Below are 15,993 nucleotides of genomic sequence, written 5' to 3' on the forward strand. Positions count from 1 at the left end.
GTGGTCGGCAAATGGCTGCTAGTGTTGACGTTGGTTAGGTCCTGCAAGGGCTTCGCAAGCAAATTGGCCACCTCTATCGGCTGCCGCCAGGCCGTGCGTATATTTGCTTGCAATTTGCAAGTGCAAAGATGAAGCATAATACTTGCAAATTGCAAGTAAAAACAAAATCTTTTTATGAAAGAGCTGAAACATCGCTCCACTTGCCCCGTGAGCACGTCGCTCGATGTGCTGGGGGACAGGTGGACCCTGCTTATTCTGCGGGATATGGTCTTCGCGGGCAAGTCGACCTATGGGCAATTCCTGCAGTCGGCGGAAAAAATGGCGACCAACATTCTGGCCGACCGCCTGGCGGTCCTCGAGGCGCAGGGCCTGCTAACCAAGGCAGTGGCCGCCGACAAGAAATCGAAGTTCACCTACCGCCTGACAGAAAAAGGAGTGGACACCGTGCCCATCCTCGTCGAGTTTATCTTGTGGGGTGCCAAGCATTGCCCTACCATCATTGACCCCGGCTTACTGGCCGAACTCCAGACGGAGAAAGACGCGACTGTGGCCAAATACCAGCAGCGCGCCCGCGAGCAGGCCCTGGCGTAACCAGGCCAAGTCCAGTGCTTGGCGCTAGCTGCCAAGCAGTTGTGCGAGGCGTTGCTCCAAAGCCGCGCCACGTAGGTTTTGACCCACTACGTGGCCGGTTGGGTCTAGTAGGTAGTTCTGGGGGAGGGCTTCGATATGGTAGCGCACGGCAGCGGCATTGTCCCAGCCTTTGAGGTCCGATACCTGGGGCCAGGTAAGGCCGTCGGCTTGCACGGCTTTCAGCCAGGCGGCGCGGTTGTGGTCGAGCGACACGCTTAGGATGGTGAACTTCTTGCCCTTGTAGCGCTGGTAGGCTTGGACGAGGACTGGGTTTTCGGCCCGGCAAGGCGGGCACCAGGAGGCCCAAAAATCTAGCAGCACGTACTGCCCTCGCAAGGCCGAAAGCTGCACGAGTTTGCCCTGCGGGTTGGCCTGGCGGAAGTCGGGCGCGAGGGATTGCCCGGCCCGGCTAGGTGTCGGCGCGCTGGGCAAGCGGCTGGCGCTGGGGGCTGGCTGGGTAGGTGCGCTCACTGCCAGTAGTAAAGAAGTGGCGCAAGCTAGGACAGAAGTCGTCATACGCTGTTGAGATAAGTTTAATGAACTGACTATTAAAATAATAGATAGCAAAAACGTGCGCCTGTCCCTAGGACCCTCAAAGCATCAACTTGTAGCCGAGGCCCCGGATGTTCACGATTTGCACGTCGGCGTCGGCGCGTAGGTAGCGGCGCAGGCGCGTAATGTACACGTCGAGGCTGCGGCCGTTGAAGAAGGTGTCATCGCCCCACAGGGCCTGGAGCACCTCGGCGCGCCCGAGTACCTGGTTGCGCTGCCGGTAGAGGTGCTGGAGCACCTCGGCCTCGCGGTTAGTGAGGGCCTGCGTGTGGCCTTGGCGGTGCAGGCGCTGGTGGGGGTAGTCGAACTCGTACTGGCCGATGGCTACAATGGCCGGTGGGGTGGGGGTGGGGGCGCTGGCCCGTGGCAAAAGCCGGGCGTTAATGCGCGCCACTAACTCCTCGATGCTGAAGGGCTTTTTCACGTAGTCGCTGCCACCCAGCTCGAAGCCGTGCACTACGTCGGCGGGCTGGCTGCGGGCGGTGAGGAAGATGAGGGGCACCGTGGCATCCTCGCGGCGCACCTGCCGGGCCAGCGAAAAGCCGTCGAGCACGGGCATCATGACATCCACTACCAGCAGGTCGGGGCGGTGCCGGCGAAATAGGTCCAGGCCGGCCTGGCCGTCGGCCGCGTGCAGTACCGTGAACCCGCGCGAGACGAGATTATCTTGCACGATAAGGGCGAGCGAAAGCTCATCTTCCACTAACAGGATAGTCGGCATAGGTGATTCGGGATTTGGCTAGGGTATAGGCTTGGCCAGCTGGGTAATAGCGACCGCGCTACTCCCTAGGGTAGTGGCAGCCACACCGTGAAGATGCTACCCCGGCCCGGCTCGCTGCGCACCGCGATGCGCCCGCCGTGGCGCTCCACCACTTGGCGCACATAGTAGAGCCCCAGCCCGAACCCCTTGACGGGGTGCAGGTTGCCGGTCGGCACCCGAAAAAAACGGTCGAATACCGCCGCCTGATAACCGCTGGCAATGCCCACGCCGTCGTCTTGCACCGTGAGCTGCCAGCCGCCGGCTGTGCGGCGGCTGCGCACGCCGATGGTTACGCGCTCCTTTGAGTATTTTATGGCATTGTCAATCAAATTATTGATGACGCCAGCCAGGTGCAGGCGGTCGGCCTGCACCACGTCGGTCGGGGCCATTTCTACCTCGAAGTGCACGGGTTTGCTGGCGTGCACCTGGTGGCGGTGCACGGCCGCCTGCACCAGTTCGGCGGGGTGCACAGGCTCGGGGTGTAGCACCAAGGCCTGCTGCTCCTTGGCGGCGATGGTCAGCACTTTATCCACGAGGTCGGAGAGACGGCGCAGCTCGGTGTGCGCGATGTGGAAGTAGATCTGCACCTTCGCGGGGTCGGCCTGCAAGCCAAAGCGCTCCAGCGTTTCCACCGCCGCCGACACCGTGGTAAGGGGCGTTTTCAGCTCGTGCGTCATGTTATTGATGAAGTCATTTTTGGCTTCGGCCAGCTTGCGCTGGGCCGCCAGGGTGTGCCACACCAGTACAAAGCAGCCGCTTGTAAGCACCAGCAGCAACACCGAGCCCGCCAGCAGCCCGCCTAGATGCTGCCACAGGTAGGGCCCGGGCGGCGGCAGGTGTGCCCGCACGTACAGCTCTTTTTTGGGGCTAAGCAACACGGGCAGTGTAGACTGCGAGAAATGCGCTAGCTGATGCCCGAGCGCTGGCAGCTGCCTAGGTAGCGCCCCCGCCCGGCGAATGGAAAAGGTATCGAGCACGGCCACCGAGTCGAGCCCGTACTGGTGCAGCTGCCGGCGGTAGGCGTGGGTGAGTACGCTCAACTTGAGGCGCTCGCCCCGACTCCAGTCGTCGATGACGATATGAATCGGCTGGCGGCCTACCGGTGCGGCCCCTTCTGGCGAAGCCCGGTTGGGAACCACCGTTACTTTGGAAGCCGTCATTTGGCGCCGCACGCCTACGCGGGAGCTGTGGCTGTCCGAAAAGACCAGCTTCACGCCCTGCTGCTTCAACGCTTCCACCCCGACAATCAGCTGCTGCTGCACCGTCGCCACGAGCGCCTGGTGCACGGTGCGGCCCCATTGCGTGCGGGTGAGCTGGTAGGTGCTGTAGAGCCAATACGCCTGAAAGCCATTTATGCCCAGCACGCAAGCGGCCAGCAGCCAGGTAATAATGCGGGTACGGTGTTGCATACGGGGTAGCCCAAAGCCAGGGCAAAAATACAAGCTAGGCCGAGTGCACTAGGGCTTTTAACACTATTTAACGTTAGTTAACAGGGGTTTACAAAGCGCGCTAGTTGCTTTGTGCTTCGTAATCGACCCCTCGTATGGTAAAGCTGCTGAACGCCTGTGCGGCGCTACTATCTCTGTCTGCCACCGTTGCGCCGGCGCCTATCCCTTTTGTGGTGAAGGGTTATTTGCCGGCCACTAATGCCCACAAGGCCTACCTGTTGTATCGCCGCGGCGGGGCTTTGGTGGTCGATTCAGTAGTTGTCATCAAGGGGCGCTTCCAGCTGAAAGGGCTGGTTGACACTCCCCAACAAGCCAGCCTTCGGCTTCCCCGGCCCGGCACTTCCTATACTCACATGCTGGGCGAGGACATAGCCACCATCTACCTTGAAAAGGGTACTATCACCCTCACGGGCACCGGCCAGCCCCTAGGTGCCGTCGCCACCGGCACGCCCCTCAACCACGAAAACGCTACCCTGGCCGCCCAAACCGCGCCCATCCGGGCGCAACTAACCGCATTATCCGGGGCGCGGCGGCAAGCCGCAGACACCGCCCGCGCGCACCAGGTCGATGCTCAGGCCGCCCAGTTTACTAAGCAGCTGGGGGCACTGTACGAGGCATACCTAAGGGCGCATCCTACCAATCCATTCAGCCTCTACGCCCTAGCCGACTACGAAGCTTACCAGCCCGATGCCAGCGTCTGCGCTACCTTCTTCCAGACACTGGCCCCTAGCCTGCGTGCCTCGCCTTACGGGCAAGAGGTGCAGCAGCACTTGGCGCGTTTGCAGCGCACCGCCATCGGGGCTATAGCGCCCGGCTTTAGCCTGCCTGACCCTAGCGGTAAGCCGATGAAGCTCGCCGACCTGCGCGGCCAGTACGTGCTGGTCGATTTCTGGGCCTCGTGGTGCCGGCCGTGCCGGGCCGAAAACCCCAACGTAGCCAAGGCCTACGCCGCGTACCGCGGCCAGCACTTCACGGTCGTTGGCATCTCGCTCGATAGCCAGTCGGGGCGGGCCGCGTGGCTAAAAGCCATCCAGGACGACCACCTTATCTGGCCCCAGGTATCGGACCTGCGCGGCTTTAACACGGCCGTGGCGCAGCAGTACGCCATTAGTTCCATTCCCCAGAATTTCCTGCTCGACCCGCAGGGCCGCATCGTGGCCAAAAACCTGCGCGGTGACGCCCTATTGCAAAAGCTGGCGCAAGTGCTCGCGGCTGAATAGGGCGTTGATAATTACGCTTCCAGCTGCGGCCCTAGGGTAGGTGCGCGGCCCTGTAAAAGCTCAAGCCGTGCACGGTAAGAGTGAATTTCCATCTTTTCATTTTTATTAGTTTATTCATGCATCCACTTGCATTGCAAATTCCGCCTACCGAAGGCGTTCGGAAAGTAGGCCCCGGCGAAGGCGAGCACTTCGACATCGCCGATTCGCGCTTCACCTGGAAGGCCAAGGCCGCCGACACTGGCTACGCTTTCGCCATCTACGAGCTGCCGCTTGACCCCGGCAAGGGGGTGCCTCTGCACGCCCATCCCTACGCCGAAGTCTTCTACATCCTCGAGGGCCACGTCGATTTCATGCGCCTCACCGCCGGCCAGCAAGAATGGGTGAGCTGCGGGCGAGGCGACACGCTCATCGTGCCGCCCAACGCGTTCCACGGCTTTGCCAACCGCAGCGCCCAGCCTGCCCGGCTACTCAGCACTGCCAACCAACTGCACCAAGCCTTCTTCGACGAAGCTGCGCGCCCGGCAGAGGCCACCGACCCGCTGCCCGCTAGCCCGCCTGATATGGCCGAGCTGCAGCGCGCCCTAGGTCTGGCGCCCAAGTACAATATGTTTTTTGCCCCGCCGCCAACTGGCGAGAGCTCTGTTGAATAGACCTTGAGAAAGTGGGTTTGAGGCCCACTTTCATACGTCAACAAAGCGGCTCCTATTCATCGAATAGGAGCCGCTTTTGTGTATCTGCCTTAGTTGAAGGTGTAAAGCTGCCTTCATAAAAGTTTAGCCGCGAGGCGCACGGCTCACGGCAATACCGCTGGCTTCTGCGCCAGCAGGTAGGCAATGCGTGCGTGCTGGTGCAGGGTGTCGGCCTTGAGCACCAAATTCTTGCCTACGAAGCACTGGTAGCTCACCACGGGTTGGCCAGCGCTCGCCGGGCGGGTGCGAAGCAACTCCAGCGACTGCAGCGCACCAGGAATGCGGGCCCCGAACCAGTTGGGGTCGGGCTGCTGCTGCCAGGTGAGTAGGGCCAGCACTTCGCCTGGCTGAGTGGCGCCGGGGCTACCTAGGGCCGCCTGGCGGGCCAGGTCGTTGCCATACAGCGTGGCCGTGGTAGCCTGCCGGCGGTTGACAAAGGTGGATAGTACCCGCAAACCCAACTTGCTGAAATTAAAGGAAGGCGGTAGCGAAGCGGCCTCGTTGAGTTGGCCGGCGGGTACCTGGTTTTGGGTACAGGCACTCAGGGCCAGTAGGGCGCCTAGGGCGATGGTCGGGGCTTTCATCGGGCTAGTGGCTCAGGGGCTGGGTGAAAACGAAGTCGTTGTTTTTCTGAGGCTGGTGGCAGCGGATGCACTCGGTGGTGAAGAGCGCGTCTTTGCCGTAGGGCACTAGCTTGGGCGTTTTGAAGCGGGCCCAGCCCCAGCCCTTGGTGGCGGCGTACTGGTGGTCGTCCTTCAGCATGTACTCCACCTGCTTGAAGGCGCCGGGGCGCACGTTGCCCTCGGCATCGGCGAGCTGGTCCCAGGCCACTTTGGCGAAGGCCGTGCCGTTGGGCCAGGGGTTGATGTGCTTCTCGCGGATGGCCTTGATGGCTACATCATTGCCAAAAATCACGCGCATCGTGCCATTGTCGAAGCGCTCGGTGGTGCTGATGGCCTGCCAGTTTTTGTAGTCGGGCAGGTAGGCGATGCCGTTGGGTGCCACGGGCACGGCGGCGGGCTTGGCCGCGCCTGGCTGCCAGTGCCGGTACTGCCGGTCGGCGTCATTGAGCTTAGCTGTGTCGGCGGCTGGGTTTTTGGCCAGGCTTGCCACGTACTGCTTGAGCACGGCCACCTCCTGGGCTGATATCTTGGCTTCGGGGTGCGCGAGGGTATACTCACTGAGCGGCATGGCGCCCGCCAGTATTTGGTTGACTGATTCCCACAGCTTCGCCTTTTGGTCGGCGGGGGGGAGGCTCTGCCAGGTAGAGAAGTTTAGCCCCACCCGGCCCTGCTTCACGTGGTCAGTTACCTGCCAGTACACGGGCGCAACTTGGTCGAACCAGCGCAACTTGGTTTGGTTGGAGTGGCAATCGTAGCAGGCGCGCTGCACGATGCTTTTTACGGCTACCGGTGCCTGAAAATCGCCGGTTACGGGCGGGTTTTCCAGCGGTGGATGAATGAACTGAATGCCCACCAACGCGGCCCCGAGCAGGGCCCCGGTAGGCAGCAGAAGGCGGCGGATAGGCTTGGCGTTTGGGCTCATAAACACGGCGTTTGTCAGCTGCTTCGGCCGGTTGCCCGCCTCTGTGTAGAGCGGGTATGGCTTTGCAAATCATTGATAGCCAAACTTACGGGTCGCGTATAGCCGCTGCTAGCCTCCTGCGGCCAGCTGGCCTAATCCAAGCTTGAGTTGGCTTTTTTGGCCGGTAGTGGGCCTAAGCAAAGCGCTTCAAAAACTGCTGAATGGCCGCGTTGTAGCTGCGCGACGAGCTAACGTGCTGCCCATTAGCCATCCGAAACAGGTACTCGCCGTGCGCCCACGACTTAAATTCCACAATGTGCGCGGTATTGATGACAAACGAGCGGTGGATGCGCAGGAAGTACGCCGGGTCGAGGCGCTCGGCCAGCTGCCCTAGGGAGACCCGCACTGCGTGGGCCGCGCGTGCGGTATGCAGCAGCACGCCACTGCCCGTGGCTTCGAGGTAGCAGACCTCGGCGGCGGGCACAAAAAACTGCCGCTCGGGCTGCTTCACTACAAACCGGTCCTGGTACTCCTTAGTCGGAGGGCTGATGGCGGTGCTAGGCGGCGCAGGCCAGGCGCGCAGCAAGGCCGCCAAATCGGCACCTAGGGTAAGAGTTTGGTGCTGAGTGGCCTGCTGCTGCACGCGGCGCACGCACTCGGCAAACCGGTCGGGGTCGAGCGGTTTCAGTAGATAATCGACCGCGTGCAGCGCGAAGGCGGCCACGGCGTATTGGTCGTAGGCCGTTACAAACACCACCAGTGGCAACGGCTGGCCCGCGGCTTGGAGGCGTTGGAGCACCTGCACCCCGTCGAGGTCGGGCATTTGCACATCCAGAAATACTACGTCGTAGGCGCCCGTTTGCAGGGCGGCGAGGGCCTCGGTGCCGTTCGGGCATTCACCTGTAATGGTCAGGTCAGGAAAGTCGGCGAGCAGCTCGCGCACTAGGCTGCGGGCCAGGGGCTCGTCATCTACGAGTAGAGTGCATAGGCGCGGGCTCATGCGGCAAGGGGAGCTGGGCTAGCGGCTTGAAAGGGCAGCGACAAATGCAGGCAGTAACCCTGGCCGGGCGCGGTTTCGACGCGCACGGCGTAGTCGCTGCCGTAGCGGGTGGCCAGACGGCTTTCGAGGTTGCGGAGGCCGATGCCCCGCACAGCCGTGTCGGCGGTGCCGCGGCCATTGTCCTGCACCTGCACAAGCAGGCGGTCGGCCTGCCGCCGGGCACTGATGGCCAGCTCGCCCACCCCCGCCTGCGGGGCCAGGCCGTGGCGCACCGCATTCTCCACCACTGGCTGCAAGAGCAGGGCGGGCAAGATGGCGGCCTCCGTGCCGGGCGCGATGTGGTAGGCCACGGCCAAGCGGTCGGGAAAGCGCGTTTGCTCGATTTCGAGGTAAAGGCGCGTGAGGTGCAGTTCCTGGGCCAGGGTCACTTCTTGGGTATCGCTGCCGTCGAGTACCAGGCGCAAAAACTGGCTGAGCTGGGCCAGCATGCGCCGGGCGGCCTTCACGTCGGTGCCCATGAGGGCCGATACGGCGTTGAGGGAATTGAACAGAAAGTGCGGCTGAAGCTGCATTTTCAGGGCTTGCAACTGTGCCTGTACCAGTTGCGTTTCCAGCCGCGCAGCCTGCACTTGGCCCTGCCGGAACCGCTCGCGGTACTGCACGGCGTAGGCCATGCACAGTAGCATCCAGTAAATGGGCACCCAACTATTAGCGTTTTCCACTACCGCGGTCAGCGAGAAGCCGCCGGGTAGTACTCCCCAAGCACTCATCAGCCCAGCGTAGGCCAGGCGGTACACCAGCGTAAGACTGTAGCTGGCGGCGGCGTGCACCAGCAGGTTGGTGAGCCGGCGCCGCGGCTCTGTGAGGTCGAAGCGTGTAGCTAGGGCAAAGACCACCGGTGTGAGCAGCCCCCACAGCAGGCCGTGAAGCAGCCGCCCCCCTAGGGTTTCGCCCCAATGGGTAGGCGTACCCGCCGAGAGGTTTTGTGCAAACATCAGCAGCACCATAAACCCGCTGAACAGCAGCCAGGCCAGCGCAATAACCGGCCCCGGCACCAGCGGCCGCGGCGGCGCCGAAGCGGCAAAAGGTTGCTCGTTGTGCATAGTGCCAAAGGTAGCGTGTGGGCCCCCGCTGCCGGGCGGTCGCCTGCTGGGTTGGCCTATAAGGGTGTCCAAACGGCCTTTTGGGCTAGCCACGCGCCCCAGCCGGATTGCTGAGTATGCCCTAGCGAGCAGCAAAGAATTGATAGGTTTGAGGTCTTCTACAGATTAGTCTGCTACGCCACAAACTTCTGCGGAGATACCCCTGAATTAGTTGCCGCTCTAACTCAGCCAAATTGGATAGGGCCTCTGGTGGCGCCGCAGGAAGCGATTCTCTGAGCTGCTACTCGGCCACCCCGATAGTCTTGTGGACATCACGCACCGCGTGTTCGGCAACTACGCGGTTCTTGTTTTTACAAAGTAGCAAGCCAATGCTGGGCTGGTCTTCGAGATGGCGCAACTCGTCAACGGCCATAACGGCTAGTATACTAGGAGCGGCGTCGCAATAAATAGCCAATATGGCCCGTCTGGTCATTGGGCAGGGTCGCAGCTTGTACGAGTTCCCAGCCTTGGCTGTCTAGGTAGCTTAGCGCCGCTGGTACAGACGTAAACTCCTCGATAGTAGTGGCCAGGGTGGCCAGTGAGCTATCCTCCACGACCCGCTTCTTGCGCTGGTTCTGCCCGTAGTCAAGCCGCATGCTGGAAGCGTAGAAGTTGGAGCCCAATGTGTAAAGCAGACAATACTTGACCGGCGGTGCGGTGGGCACCACGGGTGACCTTTGCGCGTGAACGGTCAAACTCAGTAGACTAAAAGCGACGAGCAAATATTTCATCCGGCCGAAGGTAACCTGATAGGTGTATTGGCGAAGCGGCGGCCACTACCACATAGTAGGCGGCGGAGCGGCCCCTGAGAGGGTGGAACAGTACTGGGCTTCGTATATGCAAGCCTTCTCGCTATTGTTGCCTGCAACTGACAAGCTAGCGGGCTAGAAAGTAGAGTTGAACTGCCCACCAATAATCTGCTTGGTGTGCGACGTATTAAACAGCTCGGCCCCAGTGAAGGCGAACGTGCCCGCCACAGAGTTGCTCGTCAGGGACGAGATAGTGATGGACCCACCAGTAGCCGCGTACAGGTTACTCCCCGAACCAGGGCTCAGGTAGTCGGCGTAGCTGGCACTCGCTTTCGTGGTTGTGCCCGTGCCCCCTAGGCTATAGGTGCCTACTCTGTTGGGAACAAATAAGGTAAGGACCACCGCTGAGCTGTTGGCGCTAGCGGTGCTGCTATTTTGCCAAATGCTGACCGTCAGCATATTGGGATTGAGTGCCGGGGTGCCCATCTCTACGACCACTTTATCGGACTGCTGCGCTTGCCCCTCTACTTGCCAGCTACTGGCGGGAGCCGGCGTTGCCTTGTCTTTCGAACAAGCAGTTGCTAGTAGCAAAGTACCGAGCGTGGCGGCTGCACGGCCCCAGGGAAGTATACGAAGCATCAGAAAGCGGGGAGTGGGGAAAAGGAGGGGCTTGGCAACGATTGAGGAAGCGCGGCGCTTGAACAGCAGATGCTAGGTAAGAGCAGAGACGAAACTGTAAAGCTTCCGCAGAACGCGATTCGTCCGCACGCTTTCTAAACGCTGTAATAGTAAAAGTAGGAGGCAGGACCTGACTAAGTGGCTTTCAGAGCAGCTGCTATAGCTTGGTTACAAGCTGCGTTTCCCAATGTGCTGGCGTTAATCTGAGTAGCATAAGTACGGATAGGAGACCCTAGGTACGTACCTAGCAGCAACTGTGCTGGCAGCGCTAGTTGGGCGGTGCCTTATAAACCAAGGTAGGTGGGCTTGCCGTGGTTGCTAGCCGGCCAGTGCCTGCACTACCCGCGCTCGTGGCTGGGCACGTAGACCCAGAAGGTGGAGCCCACACCGGGCATGCTCTGCACCTCAACCCGGCCGCCTAGGTTCTCGGCAATCTTCTTGACCGTGTACAGCCCCAAATCTGTGCCCTCGACGTGGTCGTGAAAGCGGCGGAACATGGCAAATAGTGCGGCCTGTTGGGCGTTTGTCAGACCCAGGCCGTTGTCTTGTTGAAGTAGCTTTCTGCCAGTTCACCTGCCTCCGTGCGTTTCCATCTCACGGGCACTTCCTGGTCGTGGTAAGGCTGGCCGGTGTGGTATACCTGTTGCAAGTGGTCCTAGAGGGTGCTGCCCTCAAACTCGGGCACCGCTGCCAACAGCGGCCGGCCCAGCAGCTGGCGGCCCGCAAACAGCCGCTGGTAGCTAGGATTTACCAGTTCATACACAAAATCAGGGCCCTGGAGCAGGCAAATGGCTGCCGGCGCCTGCAACACGAGCTGGCTGAGCCGCTAGCGCTCCTGCTCGACTTCGACCAGCGCCCGGCACTCCCGTTCCTGGGCCTGCGTCATGGCTTGGCGCGTCTGTACCTCCGCAGTCACGTTGATGGAGCTGTGGATGATGTAGCACAACTTTCCCTCTGCATCGAATACGGGCGTGGTGCGCGGCAGCCAGTGGCGCTCCACAAAGTGCCCCGGCCGCTCAAGATCGAGCACGTCGTAGGGCTGCAGGGCCATCACGGCGATATAGGAATCGGGCACCGTTTCGAGGGCTCGCAGCTGCTCGGTAAGCAGCGGGGTAGGGACAGTGGCAGGTATTAGGGTGGGTAGCTACAAGGTGTATACCGCGGAAAAGAAGCGGAATATAGAACCAAGTAGTTGCTGCTGCGAAAGGAGCCAAGTTAGTAACCTAGGGCGCTGCTGAGACGGGCGCGCGCAAATCGCATATTGTGAATGAGCCAGTTACAGTTATTGTGGAGCGAAATGCTGCTGCCACAAGTCGGTCACTTTTTGCTGCGTCAGGGGTTTATTGAGAAAGCCGTCAATGGGTAGCTGCTGGGCGCGGGCCAGGTCTACGGGATGCATGGAGGTAGTGAGCATCACGATGACAATAGGCTGCTGCTGGGCCAGGGGCAGCTGTAGGTAGGCTTCCAGAAAGCCCAGGCCATTGAGCACGGGCATGTTCATGTCGAGTAGGATGAGCCGCGGGCAGGCCGGGTCGGCAGCGGCGCGGCAAGACTGGTCGAGGGTGCGCAGGGCCTGCTCGCCGTTTTCGGCTACCAGCACCTGTTGGGCTACGCCCATGCGCGTAAGGAGTAGCTTGTTGAGGTAATTAGTAGTGGGGTCGTCATCAACCAGCAGCACATTGGGTAAGGGGAGCATAATAACTGTAAAACGGATACCTAGGTTGGAAACGTAACGGTAAAGGTGGTACCCTCGTTCAGTTGGCTCTGCACCCTGATGGTGCCCCCGGCATTCTCGATAAGGCGCTTGCTGATGTATAGCCCCACGCCTGTGCCCTCAACGTGGGTGTGCAGGCGCTGAAACAAGCCAAAGAGCTGACGTTGCTGAAGCTCGCTCATGCCTAGGCCATTGTCCTGCACTGCGAGCATCACGCCTGCCTCCGTAAGCGTGGCGCTCACGTGCACCCGCGCGGGCCGGTCGAGGGCGCGGTACTTGATGGCGTTGCTGAGCAGGTTGTAAACGATGCTGCGTAGGTTGGAAGGCGAGAAGGATACCACCAGCTCGTCCGGCACCGCGACGGTGAGCTGCGCGCCGGCCGCCGCGATGGCGGGCATCAGGTCGAGGTGCACGGCTTGCACCACCGGGGCCAGTACGACGGGCTCGGTCGGGCCGTCGTGGGCCAGCTGCAGCCGCGCAATGTCGGTAAGTTGGCCAATGGTCACCTGGAAGCGAGCCACGGTGTTGTCGAGCAGATTGAGTAGGTGACTTACCAGCCCCTCCTGCTGCATGTCGGAAGGCAGCGTTTCGCGCAGGGCCAGCACGATGCTTTCAATGTTAGTAATTGGGGCTTTGAGGTCGTGTGAGGCCGTGTACACAAACGTATCTAGGTCCACGTTGGTGCGCGTGAGCTGGGCGTTGCTCGCATTCAGGTCCTCGTTGGTGGCGGTCAGTTTCTGATTGAGGCGCTCCACCTGCTGGCGCGCCTCAATCAGAAACTGTTACCTCGAAGCCGAAGACGAGCACGCCTACTACGCGGCCCTGCTCATCGTAGCGCGGCTGCTGGATATAATTGAAGTAGCGGTCCTCCAAGACCCCGTCCTCAGTGCGCGCCACGGGCACGTGTAGGGCCTGTTGCCAGACGGTTTCGCCCGAGTCGAGTACGTGCCGCATCGTGTAGTAGGCGGCATGGTCAGCCAGTTCCGGTAGGGCCTCGCGTAAGGGTTTACCTAATAACTGGCGTTCGGGGAAAAATTGTTGGTAGTTGGGGTTGACGAACTCGTAGACCAGCTCCGGGCCGCTGAGCATGCAAATAGCGGCTGGGGCTTCCAGGAAGAGCCGTTGCAGTTGCTGCCGGTGGTTTTCGCGCTCGCGCCGGGCCAGCACCTGCGCTGTCACGTCATACGCGTAGGTAACAAAGCCGTCAATCTGCCCGACCTCGTTATAGCGAGCCTGGTAGGTGAGGTCAAAGTAGATGTCCTCCACGGGGCCGCCGTCGGTGCGAGCCAGCGGTACTAGCACCTCGCTGGCCTCGAAGGGCTCGCCCGTGTCGTAGACGCGGTGCAGAATTTCCATCAGCGGCTGGTCAGCCACCTCGGGCAGGGCGTCGACCAGACGTTTGCCCAGCAGCGCCCGGCCCGGAAACATCGCCTGGTAGCCGGGATTCACAAACTCATATACCCACTCGGGCCCATCGAAGACGCAGATGCTAGCCGGGGCCCGCCGAAATAGCTCGTACCACTGCCGCCGCTGGCGCTCGGTGGCCGCCCGCGCGGCCTCGAGCTGGCGGGTGCGCTCCTGCACGCGGACTTCTAGGTCCTGATTGAGCTGCTCGACCTGCTGGCGGGCGCGTACCTGCGCCGTTACGTCCGTGCCGACGGTAAAAATGCCGCTTACGTGGCCCGCCGCATCGCGCTGAGGCTCAAACACCGTGTTCCAGTACACTACCTCCTGCCGGCCGTGGCGGTAGATGGTAGTGGGCTGTTCATAAGACATCTGAGCGACACCAGTGTTGAACACGCGTTCAAATAGCGCTATAATTTCGGGCGAGGCCGCTTCGGGCAGCACCTCGAACACGGACCGCTGAAGCACATCCTCCAGCGGGCGGCCCCAGATAGCGAGCGTAGCCGCATTGGCCATGGTGATGCGAAACTCGGGCCCGTGGTACACGGCCACGGCTACCGGCGCCTGCTCTAGGAAGTACTGAAAGTCGTTACGCTGCTGCGCGGCATCGGCGCGGGCCACCTGCTCGCTGGCACGGCTTTCGTGTAGCTGCCGCTGAGCCGCGCGGCTAGCCGTAATATCCTGAACGGATTGGATGATGAACTGCACCTGCCCCTGCGCGTCGAGCACGGGCAAATGGCGCGGCAGCCAGTGGCGCTCTACAAACCGGCCGGGCTGGGTACGGTCGGGCACATCGTAGTGCTGTGGGGCCATCTCGTGCGGCTGGCGGGTGGCCAGCACTTGCAGTAGGGAAGCGCGCACGTTGGGCACAGCCTGGGCTTGCGGGGCCTTCGGGTTGTCAGGAAACGCGTCGAAGATGTGCTGCCCCACGATGATGGCCCGCTCAGTAAGCGTGGCGGCTAGGTAATCGTCGCTGGCGGCCACGATACGCAGGTCTGGTGCTAGTAAGAGGTTAGCGCCGGGCAAGGCGTTAAAAACGAGCAATAAGTCAGGAAGAGGAGGGGCCTCGGGCATTATGCTAGCAGTGGGATAGAAGATAGCCGTATGAAGGACAGTAGATAGTAGTAGGACAGCGCAAACTAACGAGCCAGCGAACCCACTTGTTTCTTGCCATGGCCGCGGCACAATAGAAGGGACTAGGAGGTATAAACAACTTCAGCCCTCTTAGCTGCTTCTTAAATATGCTGTTGGACCAAAGACTGCTGACCTATGGCCTACAGGACCAGTTCCTGCTGCAGCTGCACTGTAAAACATAATCTACTTCCAGCTCGGGCCCGCTGTGCATTGAGGTAGTACTGCTGGTATTCTCCACTAGCTTATGAATGGCATAAAATCCCTATGCCGGCGCCTTCCACCTGGTTATGCAGACGAACGAATGTTACCATTATAAACACATGATAGACAAATATTTGCACGGGTTAAGGTGCGAACGTTTTCGTGATATGCAGAGCCAAATGCTGGCTGCGAGGAGTTTGATTGGCTCGTAGTCGTGCGGTAGCTGGCGCAGAGTGGCGCCTAAGCCAATTAGCAAGTTGAAAACTGCCGCGCTGCAGTTTTCAACTTGCCCACAGACGAAGCGCACAATATTGTGCGCTTCGCCATCTACGGGTAACAGTAAGAGGACCCCAGTAAGCAGCGAATTTTGATGGTGGCTAACGTCGCTTTTGTGGCGCGTCATACGGTTTCATACGCCGTGCTACTTTTATCGGTCGCATGCGAGGAGCAGTTCTATCTGCTATAGCCTCACCTGTAAAAAATACTGTCAAGTAGCAGAATTTCTTTACTATATCTGCGTCAATTCCATGGCTATTGGAGGCTTAGGGACCTAGCTCCTCTAGTAGAAGAAGCAAGCTATCCTATAGGGATTTATACAAAAGCCATCCATAACTATAAGCTTAGTGGGTATTTCTTTCACCCTACTGTGTAAAGGCACTAGACCTTATGAACACCATGCAGTGTTTCATAAGGTTAGTTCTCGACATGACCCTCAAGCCACGTTCGGCAGGGCTTTGCTGCTTAAAGCAAACGTCGACAAGCTAAATAATGCTCGCGTAAAAAAGCTTGACCCTGCTCGTCTTGCGCATAGTAATACGACGCTTCATCAATCACCGAGCTAGGGCAGTTATCTGCCTTACGTGCCATTTTGACTAATGTCCAGCAACCTGCGTAAACCACGGCTATTACGAGTAAGGAAGTCATAGGGTCTGCTCACGTATGAAATAATCAAGGGCTAATATAACTGTTATAATTATTGTTGCTAGCAAATCAAATTATTATTCCCTCCTAAAACTCAGTTACGATTTTGGTATTTTGTATCTGCCAACGCTTAAGCTGAGCAGGAAATTTGAGTGTGCATTTAAGAAACGCCTTATTTTTCTATTATAATCCGTTCAAGACGGCGCCTTCATGCGCTGGTTCAGCTC

Annotated in this window: 19 protein-coding genes; 3 read left to right on the top strand and 16 right to left on the bottom strand. The window is 60.0% G+C overall.

What is annotated here, in order from left to right; translation table 11 throughout:
* Positions 1–174: 174 nt before the first annotated feature.
* Complete coding sequence (locus tag JAO77_RS23305) at positions 175–591, top strand: winged helix-turn-helix transcriptional regulator (RefSeq protein WP_198992953.1); 417 nt, start codon at positions 175–177, stop codon at positions 589–591.
* Between the two features lie 24 nt (positions 592–615).
* Here the strand turns inward: JAO77_RS23305 and JAO77_RS23310 are convergent, their stop codons facing one another.
* The 3 genes from JAO77_RS23310 to JAO77_RS23320 all read right to left on the bottom strand — a co-directional run bounded on the left by JAO77_RS23310 (position 616) and on the right by JAO77_RS23320 (position 3,351).
* On the bottom strand, positions 616–1,146 hold the full coding sequence (locus JAO77_RS23310; protein WP_198992954.1) for a TlpA family protein disulfide reductase: 531 nt from the start codon (positions 1,144–1,146) through the stop codon (positions 616–618).
* A 76-nt stretch (positions 1,147–1,222) separates the two neighbouring features.
* On the bottom strand, positions 1,223–1,903 hold the full coding sequence (locus JAO77_RS23315; RefSeq protein ID WP_198992955.1) for a response regulator transcription factor: 681 nt from the start codon (positions 1,901–1,903) through the stop codon (positions 1,223–1,225).
* A 65-nt stretch (positions 1,904–1,968) separates the two neighbouring features.
* Positions 1,969–3,351, bottom strand: a complete 1,383-nt coding sequence (locus JAO77_RS23320) for a sensor histidine kinase (protein ID WP_198992956.1) — start codon at positions 3,349–3,351, stop codon at positions 1,969–1,971.
* A 134-nt stretch (positions 3,352–3,485) separates the two neighbouring features.
* Here JAO77_RS23320 and JAO77_RS23325 point away from each other — a divergent pair, with 134 nt between their 5' ends.
* Together JAO77_RS23325 and JAO77_RS23330 are read left to right on the top strand one after the other, a co-directional pair.
* Positions 3,486–4,610, top strand: coding sequence for a TlpA disulfide reductase family protein (locus JAO77_RS23325; RefSeq protein ID WP_198992957.1), 1,125 nt, complete (start codon positions 3,486–3,488; stop codon positions 4,608–4,610).
* Positions 4,611–4,726: 116 nt separating this feature from the next.
* Entirely contained in the window at positions 4,727–5,260 is a 534-nt protein-coding gene (locus JAO77_RS23330; protein ID WP_198992958.1) for a cupin domain-containing protein, read from the top strand.
* 143 nt (positions 5,261–5,403) lie between these two features.
* Here JAO77_RS23330 and JAO77_RS23335 read toward each other — a convergent pair whose 3' ends face one another.
* The 13 genes from JAO77_RS23335 to JAO77_RS23395 form a co-directional block, all read right to left on the bottom strand.
* Positions 5,404–5,883 carry a hypothetical protein gene (locus JAO77_RS23335; protein ID WP_198992959.1) on the bottom strand — a complete coding sequence of 160 codons (480 nt, stop codon included), beginning with the start codon at positions 5,881–5,883 and terminating at the stop codon, positions 5,404–5,406.
* Positions 5,884–5,887: 4 nt separating this feature from the next.
* Positions 5,888–6,844, bottom strand: coding sequence for a heme-binding domain-containing protein (locus JAO77_RS23340; RefSeq protein ID WP_198992960.1), 957 nt, complete (start codon positions 6,842–6,844; stop codon positions 5,888–5,890).
* 172 nt (positions 6,845–7,016) lie between these two features.
* Complete coding sequence (locus JAO77_RS23345; protein ID WP_198992961.1) at positions 7,017–7,823, bottom strand: LytR/AlgR family response regulator transcription factor; 807 nt, start codon at positions 7,821–7,823, stop codon at positions 7,017–7,019.
* Positions 7,820–8,926 carry a sensor histidine kinase gene (locus JAO77_RS23350; protein ID WP_198992962.1) on the bottom strand — a complete coding sequence of 369 codons (1,107 nt, stop codon included), beginning with the start codon at positions 8,924–8,926 and terminating at the stop codon, positions 7,820–7,822. Before JAO77_RS23350 ends, JAO77_RS23345 begins: the two co-directional genes overlap by 4 nt.
* 280 nt (positions 8,927–9,206) lie before the next feature.
* The gene (locus JAO77_RS23355) at positions 9,207–9,338 is read right to left on the bottom strand and encodes a PDDEXK nuclease domain-containing protein (protein ID WP_235998580.1); all 132 of its coding nucleotides are present in this window, start codon (positions 9,336–9,338) and stop codon (positions 9,207–9,209) included.
* Positions 9,339–9,351: 13 nt separating this feature from the next.
* Positions 9,352–9,660: a hypothetical protein gene (locus tag JAO77_RS23360; protein WP_198992964.1), complete on the bottom strand. Its 309-nt coding sequence runs from the start codon at positions 9,658–9,660 to the stop codon at positions 9,352–9,354.
* Positions 9,661–9,849: 189 nt separating this feature from the next.
* Positions 9,850–10,353, bottom strand: coding sequence for a hypothetical protein (locus JAO77_RS23365; RefSeq protein ID WP_198992965.1), 504 nt, complete (start codon positions 10,351–10,353; stop codon positions 9,850–9,852).
* 377 nt (positions 10,354–10,730) lie between these two features.
* Complete coding sequence (locus JAO77_RS23370; protein WP_198993017.1) at positions 10,731–10,928, bottom strand: ATP-binding protein; 198 nt, start codon at positions 10,926–10,928, stop codon at positions 10,731–10,733.
* Between the two features lie 119 nt (positions 10,929–11,047).
* Complete coding sequence (locus JAO77_RS23375; protein WP_198992966.1) at positions 11,048–11,203, bottom strand: PAS domain-containing protein; 156 nt, start codon at positions 11,201–11,203, stop codon at positions 11,048–11,050.
* A gap of 15 nt (positions 11,204–11,218) precedes the next feature.
* On the bottom strand, positions 11,219–11,467 hold the full coding sequence (locus JAO77_RS23380; protein ID WP_198992967.1) for a hypothetical protein: 249 nt from the start codon (positions 11,465–11,467) through the stop codon (positions 11,219–11,221).
* A gap of 207 nt (positions 11,468–11,674) precedes the next feature.
* Entirely contained in the window at positions 11,675–12,088 is a 414-nt protein-coding gene (locus JAO77_RS23385) for a response regulator (RefSeq protein WP_198992968.1), read from the bottom strand.
* A gap of 20 nt (positions 12,089–12,108) precedes the next feature.
* Positions 12,109–12,861, bottom strand: coding sequence for a sensor histidine kinase (locus JAO77_RS24655; RefSeq protein ID WP_198992969.1), 753 nt, complete (start codon positions 12,859–12,861; stop codon positions 12,109–12,111).
* Between the two features lie 13 nt (positions 12,862–12,874).
* Entirely contained in the window at positions 12,875–14,584 is a 1,710-nt protein-coding gene (locus JAO77_RS23395) for a PAS domain-containing protein (RefSeq protein ID WP_198992970.1), read from the bottom strand.
* Positions 14,585–15,993: the final 1,409 nt, after the last annotated feature.

This window comes from Hymenobacter sp. BT559 (assembly GCF_016427535.1).
Taxonomy (GTDB): domain Bacteria; phylum Bacteroidota; class Bacteroidia; order Cytophagales; family Hymenobacteraceae; genus Hymenobacter.